Origin of the sequence: Klebsiella sp. GG_Kp146 (genome assembly GCF_040061975.1) — a bacterium.
In the GTDB taxonomy this organism is placed as follows: Bacteria; Pseudomonadota; Gammaproteobacteria; order Enterobacterales; family Enterobacteriaceae; genus Klebsiella; species Klebsiella quasipneumoniae.
Genome location: NZ_JBEAHA010000040.1, coordinates 1 through 25,601, shown reverse-complemented (window position 1 = coordinate 25,601; position 25,601 = coordinate 1). Strand labels below are relative to the sequence as shown.

At 58.4% G+C, this 25,601-nt stretch carries 26 protein-coding genes and 1 other RNA gene; 17 read left to right on the top strand and 10 right to left on the bottom strand.

The genetic code is table 11. The annotated features are described in order from the left end of the window. The first annotated feature begins 29 nt into the window (after positions 1-29). The 8 genes from rbfA (at position 30) to mtr (ending at position 8,660) form a co-directional block, all read left to right on the top strand. Entirely contained in the window at positions 30-431 is a 402-nt protein-coding gene (gene rbfA / locus ABLU95_RS23015; RefSeq protein ID WP_002918248.1) for a 30S ribosome-binding factor RbfA, read from the top strand. Then, positions 431-1,375 (top strand): tRNA pseudouridine(55) synthase TruB, encoded by a 945-nt coding sequence (truB, locus tag ABLU95_RS23010; protein ID WP_023291116.1) that lies wholly within the window; start codon positions 431-433, stop codon positions 1,373-1,375. The genes rbfA and truB overlap by 1 nt, the downstream gene beginning before the upstream one ends. A 147-nt stretch (positions 1,376-1,522) precedes the next feature. Beyond that, positions 1,523-1,792: a 30S ribosomal protein S15 gene (rpsO, locus tag ABLU95_RS23005; RefSeq protein WP_002918244.1), complete on the top strand. Its 270-nt coding sequence runs from the start codon at positions 1,523-1,525 to the stop codon at positions 1,790-1,792. A 242-nt stretch (positions 1,793-2,034) separates the two neighbouring features. Then, complete coding sequence (gene pnp / locus ABLU95_RS23000; protein WP_023291115.1) at positions 2,035-4,170, top strand: polyribonucleotide nucleotidyltransferase; 2,136 nt, start codon at positions 2,035-2,037, stop codon at positions 4,168-4,170. Between the two features lie 108 nt (positions 4,171-4,278). After that, a complete protein-coding gene (nlpI, locus tag ABLU95_RS22995; protein WP_004206169.1) occupies positions 4,279-5,163 on the top strand; it encodes a lipoprotein NlpI in 885 nt (294 codons plus the stop codon). Positions 5,164-5,267: 104 nt separating this feature from the next. After that, positions 5,268-5,348 carry a protein YrbN gene (gene yrbN / locus ABLU95_RS22990; protein WP_085903200.1) on the top strand — a complete coding sequence of 27 codons (81 nt, stop codon included), beginning with the start codon at positions 5,268-5,270 and terminating at the stop codon, positions 5,346-5,348. Next, the gene (gene deaD, locus ABLU95_RS22985; RefSeq protein WP_023291114.1) at positions 5,341-7,272 is read left to right on the top strand and encodes an ATP-dependent RNA helicase DeaD; all 1,932 of its coding nucleotides are present in this window, start codon (positions 5,341-5,343) and stop codon (positions 7,270-7,272) included. Before yrbN ends, deaD begins: the two co-directional genes overlap by 8 nt. A gap of 143 nt (positions 7,273-7,415) precedes the next feature. After that, positions 7,416-8,660, top strand: coding sequence for a tryptophan permease (gene mtr / locus ABLU95_RS22980; protein WP_023291113.1), 1,245 nt, complete (start codon positions 7,416-7,418; stop codon positions 8,658-8,660). A 44-nt stretch (positions 8,661-8,704) separates the two neighbouring features. On the opposite strand, the gene ABLU95_RS22975 is transcribed toward mtr, so the two are convergent. The 3 genes from ABLU95_RS22975 to ABLU95_RS22965 form a co-directional block, all read right to left on the bottom strand. Continuing rightward, positions 8,705-9,712 carry an LLM class flavin-dependent oxidoreductase gene (locus ABLU95_RS22975; RefSeq protein ID WP_017899898.1) on the bottom strand — a complete coding sequence of 336 codons (1,008 nt, stop codon included), beginning with the start codon at positions 9,710-9,712 and terminating at the stop codon, positions 8,705-8,707. A 143-nt stretch (positions 9,713-9,855) separates the two neighbouring features. Further along, a complete protein-coding gene (locus ABLU95_RS22970; RefSeq protein ID WP_023291112.1) occupies positions 9,856-10,734 on the bottom strand; it encodes a U32 family peptidase in 879 nt (292 codons plus the stop codon). A gap of 5 nt (positions 10,735-10,739) precedes the next feature. Further along, complete coding sequence (locus ABLU95_RS22965) at positions 10,740-11,735, bottom strand: peptidase U32 family protein (protein ID WP_004206164.1); 996 nt, start codon at positions 11,733-11,735, stop codon at positions 10,740-10,742. A gap of 221 nt (positions 11,736-11,956) precedes the next feature. On the opposite strand from ABLU95_RS22965, the gene ABLU95_RS22960 reads away from it, so the two are divergent. Beyond that, on the top strand, positions 11,957-12,481 hold the full coding sequence (locus ABLU95_RS22960) for an SCP2 domain-containing protein (protein WP_348880429.1): 525 nt from the start codon (positions 11,957-11,959) through the stop codon (positions 12,479-12,481). Continuing rightward, the gene (locus ABLU95_RS22955; RefSeq protein ID WP_023291110.1) at positions 12,475-12,978 is read left to right on the top strand and encodes an N-acetyltransferase; all 504 of its coding nucleotides are present in this window, start codon (positions 12,475-12,477) and stop codon (positions 12,976-12,978) included. The genes ABLU95_RS22960 and ABLU95_RS22955 overlap by 7 nt, the downstream gene beginning before the upstream one ends. On the opposite strand, the gene ABLU95_RS22950 is transcribed toward ABLU95_RS22955, so the two are convergent. Continuing rightward, positions 12,965-13,255, bottom strand: coding sequence for a GIY-YIG nuclease family protein (locus ABLU95_RS22950; RefSeq protein ID WP_074186135.1), 291 nt, complete (start codon positions 13,253-13,255; stop codon positions 12,965-12,967). The genes ABLU95_RS22955 and ABLU95_RS22950 overlap by 14 nt on opposite strands. Positions 13,256-13,304: 49 nt before the next feature. Between ABLU95_RS22950 and ABLU95_RS22945 the strand changes: the two genes are divergently transcribed. Then, complete coding sequence (locus tag ABLU95_RS22945; RefSeq protein WP_065882612.1) at positions 13,305-13,748, top strand: YhbP family protein; 444 nt, start codon at positions 13,305-13,307, stop codon at positions 13,746-13,748. Here the strand turns inward: ABLU95_RS22945 and ABLU95_RS22940 are convergent. After that, the gene (locus ABLU95_RS22940; RefSeq protein WP_004206160.1) at positions 13,710-14,246 is read right to left on the bottom strand and encodes a type 1 glutamine amidotransferase domain-containing protein; all 537 of its coding nucleotides are present in this window, start codon (positions 14,244-14,246) and stop codon (positions 13,710-13,712) included. The genes ABLU95_RS22945 and ABLU95_RS22940 overlap by 39 nt on opposite strands. A 128-nt stretch (positions 14,247-14,374) precedes the next feature. On the opposite strand from ABLU95_RS22940, the gene ABLU95_RS22935 reads away from it, so the two are divergent. Next, a complete protein-coding gene (locus ABLU95_RS22935) occupies positions 14,375-15,022 on the top strand; it encodes an NAD(P)H-binding protein (protein WP_023291107.1) in 648 nt (215 codons plus the stop codon). A 75-nt stretch (positions 15,023-15,097) separates the two neighbouring features. Beyond that, on the top strand, positions 15,098-16,138 hold the full coding sequence (locus ABLU95_RS22930; RefSeq protein ID WP_023291106.1) for a permease: 1,041 nt from the start codon (positions 15,098-15,100) through the stop codon (positions 16,136-16,138). 120 nt (positions 16,139-16,258) lie between these two features. Here ABLU95_RS22930 and dolP read toward each other — a convergent pair whose 3' ends face one another. Genes dolP through ABLU95_RS22910 form a run of 4 tightly spaced genes read right to left on the bottom strand, consistent with a single transcriptional unit; the run spans position 16,259 to position 19,912 of the window. Beyond that, entirely contained in the window at positions 16,259-16,834 is a 576-nt protein-coding gene (dolP, locus tag ABLU95_RS22925) for a division/outer membrane stress-associated lipid-binding lipoprotein (protein ID WP_023291105.1), read from the bottom strand. Positions 16,835-16,843: 9 nt separating this feature from the next. Beyond that, entirely contained in the window at positions 16,844-17,434 is a 591-nt protein-coding gene (gene diaA, locus ABLU95_RS22920; protein WP_002918211.1) for a DnaA initiator-associating protein DiaA, read from the bottom strand. Between the two features lie 25 nt (positions 17,435-17,459). Next, positions 17,460-17,846: a YraN family protein gene (locus ABLU95_RS22915; protein WP_023291104.1), complete on the bottom strand. Its 387-nt coding sequence runs from the start codon at positions 17,844-17,846 to the stop codon at positions 17,460-17,462. Continuing rightward, positions 17,804-19,912 carry a penicillin-binding protein activator gene (locus ABLU95_RS22910; protein WP_048298403.1) on the bottom strand — a complete coding sequence of 703 codons (2,109 nt, stop codon included), beginning with the start codon at positions 19,910-19,912 and terminating at the stop codon, positions 17,804-17,806. Before ABLU95_RS22910 ends, ABLU95_RS22915 begins: the two co-directional genes overlap by 43 nt. 63 nt (positions 19,913-19,975) lie before the next feature. On the opposite strand from ABLU95_RS22910, the gene rsmI reads away from it, so the two are divergent. Continuing rightward, on the top strand, positions 19,976-20,839 hold the full coding sequence (gene rsmI / locus ABLU95_RS22905) for a 16S rRNA (cytidine(1402)-2'-O)-methyltransferase (RefSeq protein ID WP_004144878.1): 864 nt from the start codon (positions 19,976-19,978) through the stop codon (positions 20,837-20,839). Between the two features lie 223 nt (positions 20,840-21,062). On the opposite strand, the gene garD is transcribed toward rsmI, so the two are convergent. Continuing rightward, positions 21,063-22,634, bottom strand: a complete 1,572-nt coding sequence (garD, locus tag ABLU95_RS22900) for a galactarate dehydratase (protein ID WP_048298401.1) — start codon at positions 22,632-22,634, stop codon at positions 21,063-21,065. A gap of 563 nt (positions 22,635-23,197) precedes the next feature. On the opposite strand from garD, the gene garL reads away from it, so the two are divergent. The 3 genes from garL (at position 23,198) to rnpB (ending at position 25,516) form a co-directional block, all read left to right on the top strand. Then, the gene (gene garL, locus ABLU95_RS22895; RefSeq protein ID WP_023291100.1) at positions 23,198-23,968 is read left to right on the top strand and encodes a 2-dehydro-3-deoxyglucarate aldolase; all 771 of its coding nucleotides are present in this window, start codon (positions 23,198-23,200) and stop codon (positions 23,966-23,968) included. A gap of 26 nt (positions 23,969-23,994) precedes the next feature. Beyond that, a complete protein-coding gene (gene garR / locus ABLU95_RS22890; RefSeq protein WP_032454164.1) occupies positions 23,995-24,885 on the top strand; it encodes a 2-hydroxy-3-oxopropionate reductase in 891 nt (296 codons plus the stop codon). Positions 24,886-25,133: 248 nt separating this feature from the next. Further along, positions 25,134-25,516: RNase P RNA component class A (rnpB, locus tag ABLU95_RS22885), an RNA gene on the top strand. The last annotated feature ends 85 nt before the right edge of the window (positions 25,517-25,601 follow it).

Sequence of the window (25,601 nt, the reverse complement as noted above, 5' to 3'; positions counted from 1 at the left end):
TTTTTTGTCTTTATTCTGGAGAATTTATTATGGCGAAAGAATTTGGTCGCCCGCAGCGCGTGGCCCAGGAGATGCAAAAAGAGATTGCTATCATCCTGCAGCGTGAAATCAAAGACCCGCGTCTGGGCATGATGACCACCGTTTCCGGTGTGGAAATGTCCCGTGACCTGGCCTATGCCAAGGTGTATGTCACCTTCCTCAACGACAAAGATGAAGCCGCGGTGAAAGCGGGCATCAAAGCGCTGCAGGAAGCCTCTGGCTTTATCCGCTCTCTGCTGGGGAAAGCGATGCGCCTGCGCATCGTGCCGGAGCTGACCTTCTTCTACGACAACTCACTGGTGGAAGGGATGCGTATGTCCAACCTGGTCACCAGCGTGGTGAAACACGACGATGAGCGTCGTGTGAACCCGGACGACAGCAAGGAGGACTGATGAGTCGTCCTCGTCGTCGCGGCCGCGACGTGCACGGCGTATTGCTGCTGGATAAGCCTCAGGGCGCCTCCAGCAACGATGTGCTGCAGAAAGTAAAGCGTATATATAACGCCAATCGCGCCGGACACACCGGCGCGCTGGATCCGCTGGCGACCGGTATGCTGCCGATCTGTCTTGGCGAAGCGACCAAGTTTTCCCAATACCTGCTGGACTCCGATAAGCGCTACCGCGTGATAGCTAAACTTGGCCAGCGCACCGATACCTCCGATGCCGATGGCCAAGTGGTGGAAGAGCGCCCGCTGACCTTTAGCGATGAACAGCTGGCGGCGGCGCTGGACAGCTTCCGCGGCGAGACGCAGCAGGTGCCGTCGATGTATTCGGCGTTGAAATATCAGGGCAAGAAGCTGTACGAATATGCCCGTCAGGGGATTGAGGTCCCGCGTGAAGCTCGGCCGATTACCGTTTATGAGCTGCTGTTTATTCGCCATGAAGGCGATGAACTGGAGCTGGAGATCCATTGTTCGAAGGGCACCTACATCCGGACGATTATCGATGATTTAGGTGAGAAGCTCGGCTGCGGCGCGCACGTGATTTTCCTGCGTCGCCTGGCGGTGAGCAAATACCCGGTTGAGCGGATGGTGACCCTCGAGCAGCTGCAGGCGCTGGTCGATCAGGCGGCGGCGCAGGATATTCCTGCCGCGCAGCTGCTCGATCCGCTGCTGATGCCCATGGACAGCCCGGCGTCGGACTATCCGCTGGTGACGATCCCGGAGACCTCCGCGGTCTACTTTAAAAACGGCAACCCGGTACGTCAGTCAGGCGCGCCGCTTAACGGGCTGGTGCGGGTGATGGAAAGTGAATCCGGCAAGTTTCTCGGCATGGGCGAAATTGACGATGAAGGCCGCGTGGCGCCGCGTCGTCTGGTGGTGGAATACCCGGCGTAAGCGCTTTTCTTGCGATAAAAGCCTGCTACGAGTAGAATATCGCCGCTTAACGTCCGCTAAAGTGTTTTAACATTTTCGGGCGTTGCATCAGGGGTCGCTGAATTAGAGATCGGCACCCTTTCTTTCTTTTAATTTTGGAGTTCTAAAATGTCTCTAAGCGTTGAAGCTAAAGCAAAAATCGTTTCTGAGTTTGGTCGTGGCGAAAACGACAGCGGTTCTACCGAAGTTCAGGTTGCACTGCTGACTGCACAGATCAACCACCTGCAGGGCCACTTTGCAGAGCACAAAAAAGATCACCACAGCCGTCGTGGTCTGCTGCGCATGGTTTCTCAGCGTCGTAAACTGCTCGACTACCTGAAACGTAAAGATGTTGCACGTTACTCTGCGCTGATCGAGCGTCTGGGTCTGCGTCGCTAATTCTGCGAGTTTCAGAAAAAGGGGCCTGACGGCCCCTTTTTTCGACCGGGCGGCAGCAATTCATTCAAAACTCATGTATTGTTGCTAGTAATGATCTTCATGCAGAGGTTCGCGCGGCTAATGAGAGGCTTCATCCGCAGGGGCGGGTAAAGGTTGTCATTAGTCGCGAGGATGCAGAGGATCGGGTCAATAGACGCTATGTCGTAGATATGGCGTGATTTATAGATAAAAAGGATAGAATTTTGCTTAATCCGATCGTTCGTAAATTCCAGTACGGCCAGCATACCGTGACCCTGGAAACCGGCATGATGGCGCGCCAGGCAACGGCCGCTGTAATGGTTAGCATGGATGACACTGCGGTATTTGTGACCGTTGTGGGCCAGAAAAAAGCGAAGCCAGGCCAGGACTTTTTCCCGCTGACGGTTAACTACCAGGAGCGTACCTACGCTGCCGGTAAAATCCCAGGTGGTTTCTTCCGTCGTGAAGGCCGCCCAAGCGAAGGCGAAACCCTGATCGCGCGTCTGATTGACCGCCCGGTTCGCCCGCTGTTCCCGGAAGGCTTCGTTAACGAAGTTCAGGTTATCGCCACCGTGGTTTCCGTTAACCCGCAGGTTAACCCGGATATCGTCGCGATGATCGGCGCTTCCGCAGCGCTGTCCCTGTCTGGTATTCCGTTCAATGGCCCAATCGGCGCCGCGCGCGTGGGTTACATCAACGACCAGTACGTACTGAACCCAACCCAGGAAGAGCTGAAGTCCAGCAAACTGGATCTGGTGGTTGCCGGTACTGAAGCGGCCGTGCTGATGGTGGAATCCGAAGCGGAACTGCTGAGCGAAGACCAGATGCTGGGCGCGGTGGTCTTTGGCCACGAGCAGCAGCAGATTGTTATTCAGAACATCAACGACCTGGTGAAAGAAGCCGGTAAACCGCGTTGGGACTGGCAGCCGGAAGCCGTCAACGAAGCGCTGAACGCGCGCGTGGCTGCGCTGGCTGAATCCCGCCTGAGCGATGCTTACCGTATCACCGACAAACAAGAGCGTTACGCTCAGGTTGATGTGATCAAATCTGAAACCATCGCTACGCTGGTTGCAGAAGATGAAACCCTGGACGCTAACGAACTGGGTGAAATCCTGCACGCTATCGAGAAAAACGTGGTTCGTAGCCGCGTGCTGGCCGGTGAGCCGCGTATCGATGGCCGCGAAAAAGATATGATCCGTGGTCTGGACGTTCGTACCGGCGTTCTGCCGCGTACTCACGGTTCCGCACTGTTCACCCGTGGCGAAACGCAGGCGCTGGTTACCGCGACTCTGGGTACCGCACGCGATGCGCAGAACATCGACGAACTGATGGGCGAGCGTACCGACTCCTTCCTGTTCCACTACAACTTCCCTCCGTACTCCGTAGGCGAAACTGGCATGGTGGGATCTCCGAAGCGTCGTGAAATCGGTCACGGTCGTCTGGCTAAGCGCGGCGTTCTGGCCGTGATGCCGACTATCGACGAATTCCCGTACACCGTTCGCGTGGTGTCTGAAATCACCGAATCCAACGGCTCTTCTTCCATGGCTTCCGTCTGTGGTGCCTCTCTGGCGCTGATGGATGCTGGTGTGCCGGTGAAAGCCGCCGTGGCGGGTATCGCCATGGGCCTGGTGAAAGAAGGCGACAACTTCGTCGTGCTGTCTGACATCCTCGGTGACGAAGACCACCTTGGCGATATGGACTTCAAAGTAGCGGGTTCCCGCGACGGTATCTCTGCGCTGCAGATGGATATCAAAATTGAAGGTATCACCAAAGAAATCATGCAGGTTGCATTGAACCAGGCTAAAGGTGCGCGTCTGCACATCCTGGGCGTGATGGAGCAGGCGATTAACGCGCCGCGCGGCGACATCTCTGAATTCGCACCGCGCATCCACACCATCAAGATCAACCCGGACAAGATCAAAGACGTTATCGGTAAAGGCGGTTCTGTTATCCGTGCCCTGACCGAAGAGACCGGTACCACCATCGAAATCGAAGATGACGGTACCGTGAAGATCGCAGCGACCGACGGCGACAAAGCACAACATGCAATCCGTCGTATCGAAGAGATCACCGCTGAGATCGAAGTTGGCCGTATCTACAATGGTAAAGTGACCCGTATCGTTGACTTTGGCGCGTTCGTTGCCATCGGCGGCGGTAAAGAAGGTCTGGTTCACATCTCGCAGATCGCCGACAAGCGCGTTGAGAAAGTGACTGACTACCTGCAGATGGGTCAGGAAGTACCGGTTAAGGTTCTGGAAGTTGACCGCCAGGGCCGTGTCCGTCTGAGCATCAAAGAAGCAACTGAACAGACTCCGTCTGCCGCAGCGCCGGAAGTTCCGGCTGCCGAGCAGGGCGAGTAAGGTTGCCGTTAGCCCTCCGCTTTTGCGGAGGGCGTTTTACGGGCAGGACGCCTCGTTTGCAGCCGGGGAACAGGACGTTCATCCAATCGTTGTCTTCGGGAGTGGGAAATGAAGCCTTTTTTGCGCTGGTGTTTCGTGGCGACAGCTCTCACGCTGGCAGGATGCAGTAGCACCGCCTGGCGTAAGGACGCCGTCCTCGCAGTACCATTGCAACCGACTTTACAGCAAGAAGTGATTCTGGCACGTATGGAACAAATTCTTGCCAGTCGGGCTTTATCCGATGACGAACGCGCACAGCTTTTATATGAGCGCGGAGTGTTGTATGATAGTCTCGGTCTGAGGGCATTAGCGCGAAATGATTTTTCACAAGCGCTGGCAATCCGACCCGATATGCCTGAAGTATTCAATTACTTAGGCATTTACTTAACGCAGGCAGGCAATTTTGATGCTGCCTATGAAGCGTTTGATTCTGTACTTGAGCTTGATCCAACTTACAACTACGCGCACTTGAACCGCGGTATCGCCCTGTATTACGGCGGCCGGGCTAAGTTAGCGCAAGATGATCTGCTGGCGTTTTATCAAGACGATCCCAATGATCCTTTCCGTAGCCTGTGGCTTTATATCGCCGAGCGTAAACTCGACGAGAAGCGGGCGCTTGAAGCACTCAGAGAGCGCTTAGACAAGTCGGACAAAGAGCAATGGGGATGGAACATTGTCGAGTTCTACCTTGGCGACATTAGCGAAAAAGAGCTGATGACTCGTCTGAAGGCAGACGCAACGGATAACACCTCGCTCGCTGAGCATCTCAGTGAAACCAACTTCTATTTAGGTAAGTACTACCTAAGTCTGGGGGACAAGGACAGCGCTACGGCACTGTTCAAACTGGCGGTCGCCAACAACGTACATAACTACGTTGAGCACCGATACGCATTGTTGGAATTATCGCTCTTGGGCCAGGAGCAAGATGACCTGGCAGAATCGGACCAGCAATAGCTGACGAACACATCAGCCCATAGTTTTTTGCTTGCCATCACCTTCGCGGGTGAGGGCGTTGTTGTTCGTTAATACACCTACTTTGAGCCGGTTCACACTTTTCAATGAAAATTACCGTAAATTTTCACGATGAGTTATGTAGACTGGCCGCCATTAATTTTGAGGCACACGTACTACATGGCTGAATTCGAAACCACTTTTGCAGATCTGGGCCTGAAGGCTCCTATCCTTGAAGCGCTTACCGATCTGGGTTACGAAAAACCATCTCCGATCCAGGCTGAGTGCATTCCGCATCTGCTGGACGGCCGCGACGTTCTGGGTATGGCCCAGACCGGTAGCGGTAAAACCGCAGCGTTCTCTTTACCGCTGCTGAACAACATCGATCCTGAGCTGAGAGCACCACAGATCCTGGTGCTGGCGCCGACCCGCGAGCTGGCGGTACAGGTTGCTGAAGCAATGACGGAATTCTCTAAACATATGCGCGGCGTAAACGTGGTTGCCCTGTACGGCGGCCAGCGTTATGACGTGCAGCTGCGCGCCCTGCGTCAGGGTCCGCAGATCGTTGTCGGTACCCCGGGTCGTCTGCTGGACCACCTGAAGCGCGGCACCCTGGACCTCTCTAAACTGAGCGGCCTGGTACTGGATGAAGCAGATGAAATGCTGCGCATGGGCTTTATCGAAGACGTAGAAACCATTATGGCGCAGATCCCGGAAGGGCATCAGACCGCGCTGTTCTCCGCCACCATGCCGGAAGCGATCCGTCGCATTACCCGCCGCTTTATGAAAGAGCCGCAGGAAGTGCGTATTCAGTCCAGCGTGACGACTCGTCCGGACATCAGCCAGAGCTACTGGACTGCCTACGGCATGCGTAAAAACGAAGCGCTGGTGCGTTTCCTGGAAGCGGAAGATTTTGATGCGGCGATTATCTTCGTCCGTACCAAAAACGCGACCCTGGAAGTGGCTGAAGCGCTGGAGCGTAACGGCTACAACAGCGCGGCGCTGAACGGCGACATGAACCAGGCGCTGCGTGAGCAGACCCTGGAGCGTCTGAAAGACGGTCGTCTGGATATCCTGATTGCGACTGACGTTGCAGCCCGTGGTCTGGACGTTGAGCGTATCAGCCTGGTGGTGAACTACGACATCCCGATGGATTCCGAGTCTTACGTTCACCGTATCGGCCGTACCGGCCGTGCGGGCCGCGCCGGCCGCGCGCTGCTGTTCGTTGAGAACCGCGAGCGTCGTCTGCTGCGCAACATCGAACGTACGATGAAGCTGACCATTCCGGAAGTTGAACTGCCGAACGCAGAGCTGCTGAGCAAACGTCGTCTGGAAAAATTCGCCGCGAAAGTCCAGCAGCAGCTGGAAAGCAGCGATCTGGACCAGTACCGTGCGCTGCTGGCGAAAATCCAGCCGACGGCGGAAGGCGAAGAGCTGGACGTGGAAACGCTGGCTGCTGCGCTGCTGAAAATGGCCCAGGGCGAACGCTCGCTGATCGTGCCGCCGGATGCGCCGATGCGTCCGCGTCGTGAGTTCCGTGACCGTGACGATCGCTTCGAGCGTCGTGGCGACCGCAACGACCGCGCTCCGCGTGGCGATCGCGAAGATCGTCCGAAGCGTGAGCGTCGTGACGTAGGCGATATGGAACTGTATCGCATTGAAGTGGGTCGCGATGACGGTGTTGAAGTACGTCATATCGTTGGCGCGATCGCTAACGAAGGCGATATCAGCAGCCGTTACATCGGTAACATCAAGCTGTTCGCTTCTCACTCCACCATCGAACTGCCGAAAGGGATGCCGGGCGAAGTGCTGCAGCACTTTACTCGTACCCGCATCCTGAACAAGCCGATGAACATGCAGCTGCTGGGCGATGCGCAGCCGCGCACCGAACGTCGTGGCGGCGGTGAACGTCGTGAAGGCGGTCGTAGCTTCGGCGGTGAGCGTCGTGAAGGCGGTCGTGGCTTCGGTGGCGAGCGTCGTGAAGGTGGTCGTGGTGATGGTCGTCGTTTCAGCGGCGAACGTCGTGAAGGCCGTGCGCCGCGTCGTGACGATGCATCCGCGCCGCGCCGCGATGACTCTGCCGGTCGCCGTCGCTTCGGTGGCGATGCGTAATTAACGCAGCCCGCTAGCGTAAACTAAATAATACAGCCCCGATCGTCATGATTGGGGCTTTTTTTATTTCTTTTGTACTCGTGTACTGGTACAGTGCATCACACCCATCGTGGGAAAGTATTTTTGACTGGAGATTTCGGTAAATGGCGACACTAACCACTACGGCAACCCGTCCGTCCCTGTTTGGCGGCGTGGTGATCATCGGCGGCACGATTATCGGCGCGGGCATGTTCTCGCTGCCGGTGGTGATGTCCGGCGCGTGGTTTTTCTGGTCGCTGGCGGCGCTGGTCTTCACCTGGTTCTGCATGTTGCACTCTGGTCTGATGATCCTCGAGGCCAACCTTAACTACCGGATCGGCTCCAGCTTCGACACCATTACCAAAGATCTGCTCGGCAAGGGCTGGAACCTGGTCAACGGCGTGTCGATCGCCTTTGTGCTATATATTCTGACCTACGCCTATATTTCAGCCAGCGGCTCGATACTGCATCATACGTTTAGCGAGATGTCGCTGAACGTACCGGCGCGGGCGGCGGGTTTTGGCTTTGCGCTGCTGGTGGCATTTATCGTCTGGATGAGCACCAAAGCGGTGAGCCGCATGACGGCTATCGTGCTTGGCGCCAAGGTGATCACTTTCTTCCTGACCTTCGGCAGTCTGCTGGGGCACGTCGAGCCGGCGACGCTGTTTAACGTCGCGGAAAAGAACGCCTCCTATGCGCCATACCTGCTGATGACGCTGCCGTTCTGCCTGGCCTCGTTTGGCTACCACGGCAACGTGCCGAGCCTGATGAAATACTACGGAAAAGATCCACGTACCATCATCCGCTGCTTAACCTACGGTACGCTGCTGGCGCTGGGTCTGTACGTGGTCTGGCTGCTGGTGACGATGGGCAATATCCCGCGCCCGCAGTTTATCGACATCGCGCAGAAGGGCGGCAACATTGATGTGCTGGTGCAGGCCCTGAGCGGGGTGCTGAACAGCCGGAGCCTGGATCTGCTGCTGGTGGTGTTCTCTAACTTTGCCGTCGCCAGCTCGTTCCTTGGCGTCACGCTGGGGCTGTTCGACTACCTGGCGGATCTGTTTGGCTTTGACGACAGCGCGCTGGGGCGCTTTAAAACTGCGCTGCTGACCTTTATTCCGCCGATGATTGGCGGGTTGGTGAAACCCGATGGCTTCCTCTACGCCATCGGCTATGCCGGCCTGGCGGCGACGATCTGGGCGGCGATTGTACCGGCGCTGCTGGCTCGCGCCTCGCGTAAACGCTTCGGCAGCCCACAGTTCCGCGTATGGGGCGGAACACCGATGATTGTGCTGATCCTGCTGTTTGGCCTGGGCAATGCGGTCGTGCACATTCTGTCGAGCGTTAATCTGCTGCCGGTTTACCAGTAAGAGGCTTACCCGGTGGCGCGACGTCCACCGGGCCTGGATTTTGATTAACCCAACAATTCCTCTTTCACCTGCATCGCTAAATCGAAAGAATGCAGGCGCGCCTGGTGGTCGAAGATCTGGCCATTGACCATGATTTCGTCCGCCTCGGTTTCCCGCAAAATCGACTCCAGGCCGTGGCGGACTTTGGTTTTATCACCCACCAGCGACATGCGCAGCGCCTGCTGCACGCCATACTGCTCGGACGCTGACCACAGCTGATGCATATTTTCCACCGGCGGCGGTAGCTGTCCGGTTTCGCCGCGACGTAGCTTCACAAACGCCTGCTGCATGGAAGTGAAGAGAAACTCCGCATCGCGGTTGCTGTCGGCGGCGATGATATTAATGCACACCATGGCATACGGTTTTTCCAGCCGCGCTGAGGGCGTAAAGTTGCTGCGATACAGGTGCAGGGCCTGGAACAGCATATCCGGCGCGAAGTGAGAAGCGAATGCGAACGGCAGGCCGAGCTGCGCCGCCAGCTGGGCGCTGTAGAGGCTTGAGCCCAGCAGCCACACCGGAATTCGTTCGCCATAGCCCGGAACCGGGCGCACGTGCGGGTTCGGATCGCGGGCGTCAAACCAGTCCACCAGTTCCGCCACATCGCGCGGGAAGTTATCGACATCGCCGCTCATATGGCGACGCAGGGCGCGCATGGTGGGCTGATCGCTGCCCGGCGCGCGGCCAAGGCCGAGATCGATGCGTCCCGGGTAGAGCGTATTGAGCGTACCGAACTGCTCGGCAATCACCAGCGGAGAGTGGTTGGGCAGCATCACGCCACCGGACCCCAGATGCAGGGTGGTGGTATTGGCCGCGAGATAGCCAATGAGCACCGAGGTCGCTGCGCTGGCAATGCCGACCATATTGTGGTGCTCCGCCAGCCAGTAGCGGTGATAGCCGCGCGATTCGGCCAGCCGGGCGAGATCCAGAGAGTGGGTAAAGGCTTCTTTAGCAGAAGATCCTTGCGGGATCGGCGCCAGATCGAGCACCGAGAACGGAACAGATTTGTCAGTCATAAAGGCTCACTTTGCTACAGCATCGTCATCAGATTGAAGGTCTTCTTCCAGCCTGGCGCATCCAGGACGCGCCAGCCAGAAAAGCTGCATCTTTAATAATGCATTAAAATCTGAGCACTGCTGTTAACAAAGTGAGCGGTTTATCAGGCCTGCAGCGCCAGCCCAGGCAGCCGTTTCCAGTAGCCGTTGCAATCGCTGTTGCCGGTGAGCGCCAGCGGCGCAGCGCCGTTTTCATTGGCGCGGAAGGCGTCGAGCATGGCGAAGGTCTCGTTGCCCATCGGCGACAGGCGCACCATATCCACCAGGCCGTGCATGGACGTCAGCTCATTGCCCAGGTTGTAGACATAGCCGCTCATGGTCTGGATACCGTTGAGCACGAACACCTGCTGGTTCTCCTGGGACAGCATGCTGCGCCCGGTTGGGTACTTGATGCAGCAGGTCTCGCACTCATCCTTTGGCCGATCTTCCGAGCGGGCGGTAAAGCAGCGGGCGGAATAAGCCAGCGGCAGATGGCCGTAGCTCAGCACTTCGACTTCAAACTGATTGCGAATACCCAGCTCTTCGCACTGGGTCAGTAAATTAGCCAGCCAGTCGCGGGAAAGCTCCACCGGCATGCACCAGCGCACCATACCTTGCTTAAGCAGCAGACGCAGAGTGACGGCGTTGTAGCAGTTCAGCGCATGCCCGGCGACGAACGGCAGCTTGCGTTCGGCGCAGAGGTTCACCACGCCCAAATCGCTGGCCTCAATCAGGAACTCACCGTTATCGACATAGCGCTTCAGCTCGCCCAGTTCAGAGGAGGCCTGCACCAGCGCGAGGGTAGACAGCACCACCTGCTTGCCGCTGCCGGCCAGCGCTTTCGCCATCTCGATCCAGTCGCCGACTTTGGTGGCGCGGCGTTTGCTGCACACCGCTTCGCCGAGATAAATGGTGTCGGCGCTGCAGTTTGCCGCCTGCTGGTAAAAATCTTCCAGCGTCTCTTTTGGCCAGTAGTAAAGCACCGGCCCTAATGAATATTTCATGTTTCTCACTGCCATTTACGGTGATAGGCGCCAAGGGTGGTTTGTGTCCCTTCGGACATGGAGCCAAGGGTTTCCATCCATGCGGATTGCGGCACGAAATTCTGCGGATCGGCTTTGCAGCGATCGATCGCCTGGCGCCAGACTTTCGCCACCTGGGTGACGTAGGCTGGGCTGCGCTGACGGCCTTCGATTTTCACTGAGGCGATATTGGCGGCCATCAGCTCCGGCAACAGTTCCAGAGTGTTGAGGCTGGTGGGCTCCTCCAGCGCGTGATAGCGCTCGCCATCGACCAGGTAGCGGCCTTTACACAACGTTGGGTAGCCCGCGTTTTCCCCATCCTGATAGCGGTCAATCAGCACCTCATTGAGACGCGATTCCAGCCCCTGCGGGGTTTGCTGCCAGCGAACGAAGCGCGCAGGCGAACAGGCGCCGACGGTGTTGGGCGATTCGCCGGTCAGGTAGGAAGAGAGATAGCAGCGGCCTTCCGCCATGATGCACAGGCTGCCGAAGGCAAAGACTTCCAGCGGCACCGGCGTGGCGCGGGCCAGCTGTTTCACCTGGTGAATAGATAACACCCGCGGCAGTACGACGCGCGCCACGTCGAAGTTGCGATGATAGAAGCGAATGGCCTCTTCATTGGTGGCGGAAGCCTGTACCGACACATGGCGTTCTATATGCGGATAGCGCTCCGCGGCGTACTCCAGCATGGCGATATCGGCCAGAATGAGCGCATCGGCACCCAGCTGAGCCGCCATATCCACCGCGCGCTGCCAGCGGGCGTAGCCGTCGGGGTGGGCGAAGGTGTTGATGGCGATATGCAGCTTACGACGGTGCTGATGCACAAAGCTGACGGCTTCCTGCAGTTTCTTTTCGGTGAAATTAAGGCCGGCAAAGTGGCGGGCGTTGGTGTCATCTTTCAGCCCGATATAGACGGCATCGGCGCCGTTTTCGATGGCCGCCTTAAGCGCCGGAAGGTTACCGGCTGGGCAGAGCAGCTCCATAATTTTTCCTGAAAAATGCGGCCCGTCAGGGACGCTGAATGGTTAACGAGCAGGGATTTTAGTTAACCTTCTGGTGACAATTTTTGATTTGAGGCAGTTAAAAGTGTATTGGCGGCGCCAATAACTGGCTGCCGTCATCGCGTTTTTGTTGATTTACGCCGCTATGTTGTTTATGTGATATGGCACAATAGCGGCACAATTGCATTCATGGAGTAAAGCTTGTGTTGGATAAACTGCGTTTCCGGCTGGTCCACTTTGGCCCGTCTTTAATGAGCGTGCCGGTTAAGCTGGCGCCTTTTGCCCTCAAGCGCCAGGTGCTGGAGCAGGTGCTTAGCTGGCAGTTTCGCCAGGCGCTGGCGGAGGGTGAGCTGGAGTTTCTCGAGGGGCGCTGGTTAAGTATTCATGTGCGTGACATCGGTCTGCTGTGGTATACCTCGGTAGTCGATAGTCGCCTGGTGGTCAGCCAGCAGGCCGACGCCGACGTCAGCTTCAGCGCCGACGCCAGCGATCTGTTAATGATCGCCGCGCGCAAGCAGGATCCGGATACGCTATTCTTCCAGCGTCGTCTGGTTATTGAAGGCGATACGGAGCTGGGGCTGTATGTAAAAAATTTGATGGACGCCATTGAGCTCGAGCAGATGCCCAAAGCGCTGCGCGTGATGTTGCTGCAACTGGCGGATTTTGTCGAAGCTGGACTGAAGAGCCCGCAGAAACCTGAACAGACATCGGTAGGTGAGGCATGCTGATTCGAGTGGAAATTGGGATTGATGCACCGGGAATCGACGCGCTGCTGCGTCGTACCTTCGGCCGCGATGCCGAAGCGCAGCTGGTGCACGATCTGCGTGAAGATGGACTGATCACGCTGGGGGTAGTGGCGACGGATGATGAAGGCCAGGTGATCGGCTACGTTGCCTTCAGCCCGGTTGCGGTGGAAGGTGAAGAGCTGCAGTGGGTCGGCCTGGCGCCGCTGGCGGTGGATGAACGCTATCGCGGACAGGGCATTGGCCGGCAGCTGGTCTATGAAGGGCTGGATTCGCTGAATGAGTTTGGCTATGCCGCGGTGGTGACGCTGGGGGACCCGGCGTTATACCGTCGCTTTGGTTTTGAACCGGCCGCGCGCTTCGATCTCCGCTGCCGCTGGCCGGACAGCGCGGAGGCGTTCCAGGTGCATCGCCTGGCGGATGACGCCCTCGAAGGTGTCCACGGCCAGGTCGAATACAGCGACCACTTTAATCGTTTTTAAGCCTTGCCAGCAGGGTTTCAACGGTATCCTCTCCGGCAACGAGGCGCTCTTTTTCGCGCTTCGTTAGCTGCTTAATGCGGTATTCCAGCCGCAAAGCAAGTGAGTGTTCACCAACTTCATGACTAAAGGCCAGTCGCAGGTCGCCTTTGCCGCGCAACGCCTTCGCGCCTTTCCCTGCCTGATGCTGGCGAAAGCGGCGCTGCACATCGGTGGTGATGCCGGTATAGAGGCGATTATCCGCGGTTCGAATGAGATACAGAAACCAGCACACGGTCACAAAGTCACTATGGTAAGGTGTATGCACCATAGCATAACGGAGAAGAAAGATGGATACGCTTGCCGCCATTGGCCGCTGGCTGAGTAAACAGCACGTCGTCACCTGGTGCGTCTCCCGTGACGACGAGCTGTGGTGTGCGAATGCCTTTTACGTCTATGACCCGGATGCCGTGGCCTTTTATCTGCTCAGCGAGGAGCACACCCGCCACGGCCAGATGACCGGCGAGCGGGCGAAGGTGGCCGGGACGGTCAACGGTCAGCCCAAGACCGTGGCCCTGATCCGCGGCGTGCAGTTCCAGGGCGAGATCCGTCGTCTGCGCGGCGACGAAGAGGCGCGAATGCGCCAGCGCTACGTCAAGCGTTTCCCGGTGGCCCGCATGCTGTCGGCGCCGGTCTGGGAGATTCGTCCGGACGAAATCAAGTTTACCGACAACACGCTGGGGTTCGGGAAAAAGCTACACTGGCGGCGCGATGCCGGCGCCGAGCAGGCGTAGCGCTTCGCGATTGAAGGCCGGCAGATCGTCCGGCGTTCTGCTGGTGACCAGCTGTTCGTTATCGACCACCACCTCCTGGTCGTAAAACTCGCCCCCGGCGTTTTTCACATCCACCACGATCGGTTTTACCGCCGTGAGCTTGCGCCCGCGGATCACATCGGCGCTGATCAGCAGCTGCGGGCCGTGGCAGATGGCGAAGACCGGCTTCCCGCCGTTGACAAAATCGCGCGTAAAGGTGACAAAGCGTTCATCCCCGCGCAGCTGGTCCGGGGAATAGCCCCCTGGCAGCAACAAGGCATCAAATTCACCCGGTGTGACGTCATCAATGGCCCGATCGATGGCGACCTCTGCTTCTCCCTGTTTACCCTTCACCGTCTTGCCAGCCTGCTTTTCGATCGTCACGACCTGATGCCCGGCGAGCTTAAACGCCTCGGCGGGAGAGGTAAATTCAGAATCTTCAAAGTCGTCGGTAATGAGCACGGCTATCTTTTTACTCATGCTTCCTCCGCTGTCTGGATGGTCAATGAGGTAATTCCATGATGATGGTGGATACTTACCTTGTAAGGTATTAAGCCTGGAACATGAGCGCGAAAGTGCAAGGCAGAGAATTCCGTAAAGGAGAATCAATGAGTCAGGTATTATTGACCGGCGCGACCGGGTTAGTTGGCGGTCACTTACTCCGGCTGCTGCAGAATGAACCCCGCATCAGCACCATCGCCGCCCCGACGCGTCGCCCACTGGCGCCGGCGGAAGGCGTGTTTAATCCGTACGATCCGCAGCTGACCGATGCCCTGGCGCAGGTGGTCGACCCGGTCGATATCGTCTTCTGCTGTCTGGGAACGACGCGCCGGGAAGCGGGAAGTAAAGAGGCCTTTGTCCATGCCGACTTTACGCTGGTTGTTGATACGGCGCTGACCGGCAAACGGCTAGGCGCTCAGCATATGCTGGTGGTCAGCGCGATGGGCGCTAACGCCCACTCGCCATTTTTCTACAATCGGGTGAAGGGGGAAATGGAGGCGGCGCTGATCGAGCAGGGATGGCCGCGGCTGACCATTGCCCGGCCGTCGATGCTGTCAGGCGAGCGGGAAAAAAAACGGGCCAATGAGACCTTCCTCGAACCGCTGTTCCGACTCTTACCGGGGAACTGGAAATCCATTGCGGCCCGCGACGTGGCGATTGCCCTGCTGGAGGAGGCGCTGTCGCCCACTCACGAAGGGGTGCAAATTCTGTCATCGTCCGAGCTGCGGGAGCGCGCCGCGCGGCAGGCGGAATAGCGGTTTGCAAACGCAGGCTTCCGGCGTAGTATTCACGGCTTCAATTCATATCCACATTTCTTGCTGGGGAATGCTATGGCTGGTCAGTCTTCATCTCAGGCGGCGTCACCATTTCAATGGTGGAAACCCGCGCTTTTCTTTCTCGTCGTGATTGTCGGCCTGTGGTTCGTCAAATGGCAGCCGTACTACGGGAAAGCCTTCACCGCGGCGGAAACCCACAGTATCGGTAAATCCATTCTCGCCCAGGCCGACGCTAATCCGTTAAAGGCGGCGTGGGACTACGCGATGGTTTACTTCCTTGCCGTCTGGAAAGCGGCGGTGCTCGGCGTGCTGCTCGGGTCGCTGATTCAGGTGCTGATCCCGCGCGACTGGCTGCTGCGCACCCTGGGGCAATCGCGTTTTCAGGGGACGCTGCTGGGGGCGATTTTCTCGCTGCCAGGCATGATGTGCACCTGCTGCGCCGCGCCGGTCGCGGCCGGGATGCGCAAACAGCAGGTGTCGATGGGCGGGGCGCTGGCGTTCTGGATGGGCAATCCGCTGCTCAACCCGGCGACATTGGTGTTTATGGGCTTTGTTCTGGGCTGGCAGTTTGCGCTGGTTCGCCTGGTGGCGGGCCTGGCGACGGTGCTGATTGTCGCAACGCTGGTGCAAAAATGGGTAAAAGAGGCGGCGACGCAGCCTGCCGTGGTGCCTGAAGCGCAACCGGAAGCGGCCCAGGGCGGTTTCTTTAGCCGCTGGCTGCGGGCGCTGTGGACGTTGTTCTGGAACACCATCCCGGTTTATATCCTTGCGGTACTGGTGCTGGGGGCGGCGCGCGTCTGGCTGTTCCCGCACGCTGATGGCGTGGTGGATAATACCTTGTTCTGGGTCATCGCGATGGCGATCGCCGGCTGCCTGTTTGTGATCCCTACCGCGGCGGAAATTCCGATTGTCCAGACGATGATGCTGGCAGGGATGGGCGTCGCGCCGGCGCTGGCGCTGCTGATTACGTTGCCGGCGGTGAGCGTGCCGTCGCTGATTATGCTGCGCAAAGCCTTCCCGGCCAAAGCGCTGTGGCTGACCGGCGGGCTGGTGGCGCTGTGCGGCGCGATTGTCGGTGCGCTGGCGCTGGTGTAGTGTGCTGTAAACGTACGGATAGCCGGATGGTGTGCCGGGCGGCGCTACGCCTAACCCGGCACATAACGAACAGGGGACTGCAGCCCGGCTAAGCGTAGCGCCAGCCGGGAAACTGCAGCTTTATTTGATGTAGGTAAAGGCGGTAGTCACCCGGGACACGCCGCTCACCCGGCTGGCGATATCCGCCGCCGCGCGGCCTTCACGGTCGGTCACCAGCCCCATCAGGAAGACTTCGCTGTTTTCCGTGGTCACCTTCACGTTCGAGGATTTGACCTGATCGGTGCCCAGCAGCTGCGAACGCACCTTGGTGGTAATCCAGGTATCAGAAGAGGCGGTGCCTAAACCAATCGGCTGGCCCTGGCGCACTTCGTTAAACACTTCCGTGGTTCCTTCCACGCCCATGGCGATTTGCTTGGCGCGGGCTGAGAGGTCCGGCGTCGGCGACTGACCGGTCAGCAGGACTTTGCCCTGATAAGCGGTAACGTTGATGCGGGCCTGTTTCTTAATCTGTTCATCTTTCGACAAGGCGCTATTGACGCGCAGTTCCAGGGTGCTGTCATCGACCTGGGTTCCCACCGTACGCGGGTCCGTTGCGGCTTTAGTGCCGACTGCTGCCGTTCCGACTACCGCGGCGGCAACGCAGCCCTGCAGCAGTAGTGCAGAAAGCAGGATGGCGAGGGGCGAGAGAGCCTTCATGTGTTCTCCTTAATCGTCCTGGTGTGGAAAAAGAGTGTTATCTATCAAATCGCACAGACAGTTGACGGTCAGCATATGCATCTCCTGGATACGCGCGCTGCGGTGCGAGGGGATGCGAATTTCGACATCCTGCTGACCTAACAGGCCCGCCAGCTCACCGCCGTCATAGCCGGTCAACGCGACGATGGTCATGTCGCGGGTCACGGCGGCTTCCACTGCCTTGACGATGTCCCGGCTGTTACCGCGCGTGGAGATTGCCAGCAGCACATCGCCGGCATGTCCCAGGGCGCGCACCTGCTTGGCGTAAATCTCGTCATGCAGGCGATCGTTAGCGATGGCAGTTAAGACCACATTATCGGTGTTTAGTGCAATGGCGGGTAAACCAGGGCGTTCCGTTTCAAAACGATTAATCATGCTGGCAGCAAAATGCTGTGCGTTGGCGGCGGAAGTGCCATTACCACAACAGAGGATTTTGTTGCCGTTGAGCAGGGACTGCACGAGCGTCATCGCCGCCCGGGAGATGGCGTCCGGGAGTGCTTCTGCTGCGGCAATTTGGGTTTGAATGCTTTCGGTAAAGCAGGCTTTGATTCTGTCGAGCACGGGATCCCTTACTTCTGGTATTACGCTATTCGCCAAAGGCGTTTTTTAGCCATTGGATGTCGTTTCCGGTGAAGGCTACCACATCGAAACGGCAATCCACAGTCTCAAAGCTCCCATTCTGTCGGCAGAGCCACAAACGGGCGGCTTTAAGGAGGCGTTGCTGTTTTTGCGGGGTGACGCTGGCCGCCGCGTCACCGTACAGGGCGCTGCGGCGGTAGCGCACCTCGACAAAGACGGTGACGGCGCCGTCGCGCATGATGAGGTCAATTTCGCCGCCACGCTCGCGGGCGTTGGCGGCGATAAAACGCAGGCCCTGGCCTTCCAGCCAGCGGCGAGCACGGTGTTCCCATGCATCGCCGGTCTGTTTGCTTAGCTGGCCGGGACGATTTGTCCCTGCTGGTACTTGAGCCATGACAGTTTCCTGTTAATCACGCAGTCCTGAGTCGCCGTCAGATCGCCGGTATTCCCGTTCAGTTCGAAGCCCGGCGTCTGGCGCATTTGCGTGAAGTGGTTTGCCAGCGACCAGGCGTCAGCGCCCATCGCATACAGACGCGCCAGCGAGTAGTCATTGCGCACCGCAGACAGCGCCTGCTGCATCAGCGCCGGGTTGCTGCCAGCCAGCATCGGGATTTCGCTATACTGCAGGCCTTCCATCTCCAGACGGAAATCCGGACCTGCGGTGCCCTGCGCGCTACGCGAGCTGGCGTACAGGGTGACATTGCTCTGGCTGCCGTTGCGCATCGCGATCATGGGTTTGATATAGCCAATCTGTTCCGGGGTGGCGAGGATGTAGGCCGCGTCGACGCTGCCGCCGCTGCTAACCGGCATCTCATCCGCACTGCCGAGGACGCTGTTCTGCGCTGATGGCAGGGTGGAGACCGGGGTGCCGCTCAGCGCAATGCCCCCTCCGCCGTTAACGCCGGCGCGCAGCTCCGCCGTGGAGCCAAAACGCTGCTGCAGGACGCTGGCGCCGCCCAGCTTCAGCCACTCGTCGGCAAACGCGCTGACCACACGATCGCCCAGCGCGCCGCGCGGAACCAGCAGCAACGGCGTCTGTTTGCCCTGTTGATGGATATGTCGGGCGGCGTCACGCGCTTCGTCTTCCGGCGACAGCGCGAAATAGCAGATATTAGCGCGGCCTTCGACCTTCTCCGGCTGGTTGAGCGCCAGCACGTTGAGCGGCGTATTGCTCTTGATAACATCTTCGACGTTCTCTTTCAGCAGCGGTCCGACGACGAGGGTGGCGCCGTCCTGCTGAGCCTGAGCAAGCAGCTGGCCGATCGGCTGGCTGGTGGTATCGTAAATTTTCAGTTCTGCAGAGGGGTTGGCGGCGGTGGCGACCACTGGCTGCGGCTGTGCGGCCGGGGCAGTGACCGGCTGGGTGGCCGGAGAGGCGGTGGTCTGCGGCGCGGCGACCGCTGCCGGGGCCTGAGCGGCCGGCTCCGCGGCTGGCGTTGCCTGGGTTTGCGCCGGGGCCTGCACCGGTTCAGCGCGACTTCCGGTAGCCGTAAGATCGCTAATTTCCGCCTGCGACGGGCTTACCACGTCATCATTACCGGACGCGTTCGCCGCCTGGGCGACCTGAGCGGGAACCGCGCTGCCCGTCACCGACGGCGCGCCGTTTTTGGCGGCTTCGAAGCCCTGCTGGATGGTACGGCCGAAGATCGACGCCTGGCCGTTCAGCGGCAGGAAAAGCGCAATCTTGTTGATGGAGGCGGGCTTATAGTTTTGCATGTTCACCAGCGCCGTCGGCAGCATTTTGGCGCCCGGGTTTTGCGGGTAGCGCGTCTGCCAGTCTTTGACGCCGGCTTTCAGCAGCGTGGGATCGTTGCGGTTGTCAAACCACATCCGCTGCAGATCCAGCCAGCCCTGGAGGGTATTTTCATCGGCATTGATCACCAGCGCATTGGCCTGATCCTGGGTCATCGCGGTCAGCGCTTGCCAGGTCGCGTCAATATTTTGCTGGCGCTGTTTGGCATCGCTCAGCAGCGGCTGCTGGGCGATTAAGGCGCGCAGCAGCGTAACCGATGGTTTACCCTGGCTGGCATCGATTTGCGCCTGCCAGTAGCGCGCCTGCTGAGGCTGCTCCAGGCTTGCCGGGTCAAGCTTAGCCAGCAGCGTACGGGCCCCCTGATAGTCGTTCTGCGCCAGCTTCACTTCTATCGCCAGCAGTGACTGTTCACGGGCCTGGGTGCTGTCCAGGTTCGACGGCAGCTGGTTAAACAGGTCGATGGCCTGCTGCTTCTTTCCTTCCTGCAGCAGTGCACGAATGGCGAGTAATTGCCAGTTGGTCTTGCTATCATTCGTGCTTTGCTGCATCTGCTGCAAGTAGAAACTGGAGTTGGCCTGCGACGTACCCTGCATAAACGCCGTACTTTGATCCTGCGTGTGGGTGCCGCAGCCAGCAAAAAGAAGAGTAGCCAGCAATACGGGCAGACAGCGCGCGGGCTTAGAACGAAGAAATGTTGACGGTACCATAAGTGTCCAGTGATATTTTTTTGGCTCAATGCTCAATATTAAATCGGCAATACGGACGAGACAATGAAACAACACGAATCAGCGGATAATTCTCAGGGGCAGCTCTATATTGTGCCCACTCCGATAGGAAATCTGTCTGATATCACGCAGCGCGCACTGGAAGTGTTGCAAGCCGTTGATTTAATTGCTGCGGAGGATACCCGCCACACCGGTTTGCTGCTGCAGCATTTTGCGATTAACGCCCGCTTGTTTGCGCTTCATGACCATAACGAGCAGCAAAAGGCGGAAACACTTCTCGCTAAACTGAAAGAAGGGCAAAACATCGCGCTGGTCTCCGATGCCGGCACGCCGCTGATTAACGACCCAGGCTACCATCTGGTGCGCACCTGTCGTGAAGCGAATATTCGCGTCGTACCGCTGCCGGGACCCTGCGCGGCCATCGCCGCCCTCAGCGCCGCCGGTTTGCCCTCCGATCGTTTCTGCTATGAAGGCTTCCTGCCGGCGAAATCGAAAGGCCGTCGCGATACCCTGAAAGCGCTGGAAGAAGAGCCGCGTACCCTCATCTTCTACGAGTCGACCCACCGGCTGGTGGAGAGTCTGGAAGATATCTGCGCGGTACTGGGAGAATCCCGCTACGTGGTGCTGGCCCGCGAGCTAACCAAAACCTGGGAATCGATCCACGGGGCGCCGATTGGCGAGCTGGTGGCGTGGGTCAAGGAAGACGAAAACCGGCGCAAAGGCGAGATGGTGCTGATCGTCGAAGGCTTTAAGGCGCAGGAAGAGGCGCTGCCGGCGGCGGCGCTGCGTACCCTGGCGCTGCTGCAGGCGGAGCTGCCGCTGAAGAAAGCCGCTGCGCTGGCCGCGGAGATCCACGGTGTGAAGAAGAATGCGCTGTATAAGTATGCCCTGGAGCAGCAGGGGGAGTGATCCTGTAAAACCAGTGAAAGCCTGGCAAGCCGCCCTTGAGATTGTGAAGGGCGGCTTGAGCGTCATCCGACATGTCGGAAGAAATGTCGGAAGAAATGTCGGAAGAAATGTCGGAAGAAATGTCGGAAGAAAAGTGCAGCCCGCCTTCCTTGCCGCACAGCCCCCCTAACCAACCAGCCCGGATAAATCCGGGCTTAAAGTGGTTAAACCCTTACGCTCTCGATCAGGTCACCGGCGCCGGGTTAAACACCGCCAGCTGGTTATGCAGACCCCATTGATCGGAGAAGGTTTTCTTGCGTCCGCTGGCGACGTCGAGAATGAATTCGAACAGCTTCAGCCCCACATCCTCAATCGTCTCTTCGCCGGTGGCGATGGTGCCGGCGTTAATGTCCATTAAGTCATACCAGCGGTTAGCCAGCTCGGTACGGGTCGCCATTTTTATCACCGGTACCGCCATCAGTCCGTAAGGCGTGCCGCGGCCGGTGGTGAATACCTGCACCGTGATGCCAGAGGCCACCTGCTGGGTGCCGCAGACAAAATCGCTGGCGGGGGTGGCAGCGTAAATCAGGCCGCGTTTGGTCGGGCGCTGCCCAGGGGAAAGCACCTCAACGATGGCGCTTTTGCCTGATTTGGCAATCGACCCCAGCGCTTTTTCCACCACGTTGGCCAGGCCGCCTTTCTTGTTGCCGGGGGAGGGGTTGGCGCTGCGGTCGGTTTTGCCCATGTCGAGATAGTTATCGTACCAGGCCATCTCTTCCAGCAGGCGTTGACCCACCTCTTCGTTGATTGCCCGCGGGGTCAGCAGATGGATAGCGTCGCGGACTTCGGTCACCTCTGAGAACATCACCGTCGCGCCGCAGCGCACCAGCAGATCGGAGGCGTAACCCACCGCCGGGTTGGCGGTCACGCCGGAGAAAGCGTCGCTGCCGCCGCACTGCATACCCACCACCAGCTCAGAGGCCGGGCAGGTTTCCCGCTGACGCTGGTTGAGTTTCGTCAGATGGCGCTCGGCGACCTGCAGAATGTCATCGACCATCGATTTAAAGCCCACGTGCTTTTCATCCTGCAGGCTGACGATGCTGGCGCTGTCCACCGGGATGCTTTTGACATCTTCGGTCCCCTGCAGCAGGCGTTCGGGCTGCAGCTTTTCACAGCCAAGGCCAATGACCATCACTTCGCCGCCGAAGTTCGGGTTAAGGGCGATATTGTGGATGGTGCGAATCGGCACCACCGCCGCTGGCGCATTAATCGCTACGCCGCAGCCATAGAGGTGATTCAGACCCACCACGCCGTCGACGTTGGGATAGTTCGGCAGCAGGTCGCGTTCAATGAGTTTCACCACGTAATCGACCACGCCCGCAACGCAGTGCACGCTGGTGGTGATACCCAGCAGATTTTTGGTGCCCACGCTGCCGTCGGCATTGCGGTAGCCTTCGAAGGTGTAGCCTTCCAGCGGCGGTAGCGGGGCGGGCACTTTGGTGGCCAGCGGCAGGGTGTTCAACGGCGGGGCGGTAGGCAACTCCACTAACGACTCGTCAATCCAGCTTCCCTGGGGGATGTCGCGCACCGCGAAGCCAATCACTTCTCCGTAACGGATAATTTCACCGCGGGCAGGGATATCCGCCAGGGCGACTTTATGCCCCTGTGGGATGTGCTCGATGAGCGTCAGGCCGTCCGGGAAACGCGTTCCGGCGGTCAATCCCCGATCGTTGACAATAATCGCCACATTATCTGTTGGGTCAACTTTTATATAAAACGCGGTCGGCGATGGTTGTCGAATTGAAATATCGGCCATTGTCCAGTTATCTCCAAACAGGTGCTAAAAATATAATTAAATGGTCATTCTGGCGGGGTAGAGCAGAATAATGAAATAAAGAATGTCAGGTGTGTCGGCATGAAGATGTGATCTAAATCACTCCTTATCGCTATGGACGCGTGCGGTGGGCGGGCAATCGTAAGAAGTGTGGATTAGCGCCCATGGCTTAAGGCGATTGCCCAACTTAAGCTTTAAAAAATGTATTTATATTGTGTTTATGCATAGTGTCTGGCGAGTTGGCGCTGACTATACTGAGTCGTGTTTTTGTGACGTCCGATATCTGCATGGTTGGCCTTTGAATCGCGGGTTAATAATTTAGCCGTGACCTAACGAATAATAAAAAATGGTTAATTTGCGCTGGGCTTACATTTTCCGGACTCAAGGTCAGGGAATAAAAAAGGACACCCATTCGCCGGTTTACTCTGCGGATAATATTTGGGGTCAGGCGATACGCTTTTCCAGCCTAATGGGCTCTCTCGCCGGGCTGGTGATATAACGAATGAATTGCAGAAGTTAGCAACGGTTAACGCAAGGTAAAAATCATGGATAACGCAATTTTCCCGAACAAATTTAAGGCCGCGCTGGCGGCTCATCAGGTGCAGATTGGCTGCTGGTGCGCGCTGGCCAATCCGATTAGCACCGAGGTGTTGGGTCTGGCGGGTTTCGACTGGCTGGTACTGGACGCGGAACACGCGCCGAACGACGTCACCACGCTTATCCCGCAGCTTATGGCGCTGAAAGGCAGTTCCAGCGCTCAGGTGGTTCGCGTGCCGACCAACGAGCCCATCATTATTAAGCGCATGCTGGATATCGGCTTCTATAACTTCCTGGTGCCGTTTGTCGAGACGGCTGAACAGGCGGCGCAGGCGGTGGCTTCTACCCGCTATCCGCCGGAAGGGATCCGTGGGGTTTCCGTTTCCCATCGCGGCAATATGTTCGGCACCGTGCCGGACTACTTCGCCCAGTCCAATAAGAACATTTCCGTTCTGGTACAGATTGAGAGCCAGATCGGGGTGGACAACGTCGAGGCGATTGCCGCGACCGAAGGTGTCGACGGCCTGTTCGTCGGCCCGAGCGACCTGGCCGCCGCGCTAGGTCATCTGGGCAATGCCGCCCATCCTGAGGTGCAGCGCGCCATCCAGCATATCTTCGCCAGCGCGAAGAAGCACGGTAAGCCAAGCGGCATTCTGGCGCCGGTGGAGGCCGATGCGCGGCGCTACCTGGAGTGGGGCGCCACTTTTGTCGCCGTCGGTAGCGATCTGGGCGTCTTCCGTTCCGCAACCCAGAAACTTGCTGATGCCTTTAAAAAATAGTCACCAGGATGAAGAGAGAGAACAATATGACAATCAAAGTGGGTTTTATCGGTCTTGGCATTATGGGCAAGCCGATGAGCAAAAATTTGCTGAAGGCGGGTTACTCGCTGGTGGTGTCTGACCGTAACCCGGAAGCGATTGCCGACGTGATTGCCGCGGGCGCAGAGACCGCGACCACGCCGAAGGCGATTGCCGAGCAGTGCGACGTGATCATCACCATGCTGCCGAACTCGCCGCATGTCAAAGAGGTGGCGCTGGGGGAGAACGGCATTATTGAAGGCGCGAAACCAGGCACCGTGGTAATCGACATGAGCTCTATTGCGCCGCTGGCCAGCCGGGAAATCAGCGAAGCGCTGAAGGCTAAAGGCATTGATATGCTGGACGCGCCAGTAAGCGGCGGCGAACCAAAAGCGATCGACGGCACCCTGTCGGTAATGGTCGGCGGCGACAAGGCGATCTTCGACAAATATTACGAGCTGATGAAAGCGATGGCTGGCTCCGTGGTGCATACCGGCGACATCGGCGCGGGCAATGTGACCAAACTGGCCAATCAGGTGATTGTCGCCCTGAACATCGCGGCCATGTCCGAAGCGCTGACCCTGGCCACCAAAGCCGGCGTCAATCCGGATCTGGTTTATCAGGCGATCCGCGGTGGTCTGGCGGGGAGTACCGTGCTGGATGCCAAAGCGCCGATGGTGATGGATCGTAACTTCAAGCCGGGCTTCCGGATCGATCTGCATATTAAAGATCTGGCCAATGCGCTGGATACCTCCCACGGCGTGGGCGCTCAGCTGCCGCTGACGGCGGCGGTAATGGAGATGATGCAGGCGCTGCGTGCGGACGGTCTGGGCACCGCTGACCATAGCGCGCTGGCTTGTTACTACGAAAAGCTGGCGAAAGTGGAAGTGACTCGCTAACAAGAAGAGCTCTGCGCGGCCCGGTGGTTATGCCTGGCGCAACAGTATCAGACTGCCACGGCGGGGCGAGCCTGGACGCGGTATCGGCGCCGTCTTCCGCGTGTTTACCTCGGTTGCGACGCAGGAAGCGGCGTTTCGCGCGCGTTGGACAATATTTCTCGTGCGTCGCGCAATAGCGCTGCCGCCCTGCAGGGCGGGATGACTACAGAGGGATGACAACGGGCGGTAAACCCACTATACTGCGCGCCGAAGCTGACCAGACAGTCGCCGCTTCGTCGTCGTCCTCTTTCGGGGGGAGACGGGCGGAGGGGAGGAAAGTCCGGGCTCCATAGGGCAAGGTGCCAGGTAACGCCTGGGGGGTGTCACAGCCCACGACCAGTGCAACAGAGAGCAAACCGCCGATGGCCCGCGCAAGCGGGATCAGGTAAGGGTGAAAGGGTGCGGTAAGAGCGCACCGCGCGGCTGGTAACAGTCCGTGGCACGGTAAACTCCACCCGGAGCAAGGCCAAATAGGGGTTCATAAGGTACGGCCCGTACTGAACCCGGGTAGGCTGCTTGAGCCAGTGAGCGATTGCTGGCCTAGATGAATGACTGTCCACGACAGAACCCGGCTTATCGGTCAGTTTCACCTCTTTATGTCAAAACCCCGCTTCGGCGGGGTTTTTTGCTATCTGAATCCGTGACGCGGATGAATGACTGTCCACGACGCTATACCC

Excerpts from the sequence above, each read along its gene's own strand:
- garD (WP_048298401.1), bottom strand. The coding sequence starts at position 22,634 with ATGGCCGATATTTCAATTCGACAACCATCGCCGACCGCGTTTTATATA.
- nlpI (WP_004206169.1), top strand. The coding sequence starts at position 4,279 with ATGAAGCCTTTTTTGCGCTGGTGTTTCGTGGCGACAGCTCTCACGCTG.
- ABLU95_RS22965 (WP_004206164.1), bottom strand. The coding sequence starts at position 11,735 with ATGGAGCTGCTCTGCCCAGCCGGTAACCTTCCGGCGCTTAAGGCGGCC.
- deaD (WP_023291114.1), top strand. The coding sequence starts at position 5,341 with ATGGCTGAATTCGAAACCACTTTTGCAGATCTGGGCCTGAAGGCTCCT.
- ABLU95_RS22930 (WP_023291106.1), top strand. The coding sequence starts at position 15,098 with ATGGCTGGTCAGTCTTCATCTCAGGCGGCGTCACCATTTCAATGGTGG.
- ABLU95_RS22940 (WP_004206160.1), bottom strand. The coding sequence starts at position 14,246 with ATGAGTAAAAAGATAGCCGTGCTCATTACCGACGACTTTGAAGATTCT.
- ABLU95_RS22910 (WP_048298403.1), bottom strand. The coding sequence starts at position 19,912 with ATGGTACCGTCAACATTTCTTCGTTCTAAGCCCGCGCGCTGTCTGCCC.
- ABLU95_RS22915 (WP_023291104.1), bottom strand. The coding sequence starts at position 17,846 with ATGGCTCAAGTACCAGCAGGGACAAATCGTCCCGGCCAGCTAAGCAAA.
- yrbN (WP_085903200.1), top strand. The coding sequence starts at position 5,268 with ATGAAAATTACCGTAAATTTTCACGATGAGTTATGTAGACTGGCCGCC.
- garL (WP_023291100.1), top strand. The coding sequence starts at position 23,198 with ATGGATAACGCAATTTTCCCGAACAAATTTAAGGCCGCGCTGGCGGCT.
- rsmI (WP_004144878.1), top strand. The coding sequence starts at position 19,976 with ATGAAACAACACGAATCAGCGGATAATTCTCAGGGGCAGCTCTATATT.
- garR (WP_032454164.1), top strand. The coding sequence starts at position 23,995 with ATGACAATCAAAGTGGGTTTTATCGGTCTTGGCATTATGGGCAAGCCG.
- rpsO (WP_002918244.1), top strand. The coding sequence starts at position 1,523 with ATGTCTCTAAGCGTTGAAGCTAAAGCAAAAATCGTTTCTGAGTTTGGT.
- ABLU95_RS22945 (WP_065882612.1), top strand. The coding sequence starts at position 13,305 with ATGGATACGCTTGCCGCCATTGGCCGCTGGCTGAGTAAACAGCACGTC.
- ABLU95_RS22975 (WP_017899898.1), bottom strand. The coding sequence starts at position 9,712 with ATGACTGACAAATCTGTTCCGTTCTCGGTGCTCGATCTGGCGCCGATC.
- rbfA (WP_002918248.1), top strand. The coding sequence starts at position 30 with ATGGCGAAAGAATTTGGTCGCCCGCAGCGCGTGGCCCAGGAGATGCAA.
- truB (WP_023291116.1), top strand. The coding sequence starts at position 431 with ATGAGTCGTCCTCGTCGTCGCGGCCGCGACGTGCACGGCGTATTGCTG.
- ABLU95_RS22955 (WP_023291110.1), top strand. The coding sequence starts at position 12,475 with ATGCTGATTCGAGTGGAAATTGGGATTGATGCACCGGGAATCGACGCG.
- mtr (WP_023291113.1), top strand. The coding sequence starts at position 7,416 with ATGGCGACACTAACCACTACGGCAACCCGTCCGTCCCTGTTTGGCGGC.
- dolP (WP_023291105.1), bottom strand. The coding sequence starts at position 16,834 with ATGAAGGCTCTCTCGCCCCTCGCCATCCTGCTTTCTGCACTACTGCTG.
- ABLU95_RS22935 (WP_023291107.1), top strand. The coding sequence starts at position 14,375 with ATGAGTCAGGTATTATTGACCGGCGCGACCGGGTTAGTTGGCGGTCAC.
- ABLU95_RS22970 (WP_023291112.1), bottom strand. The coding sequence starts at position 10,734 with ATGAAATATTCATTAGGGCCGGTGCTTTACTACTGGCCAAAAGAGACG.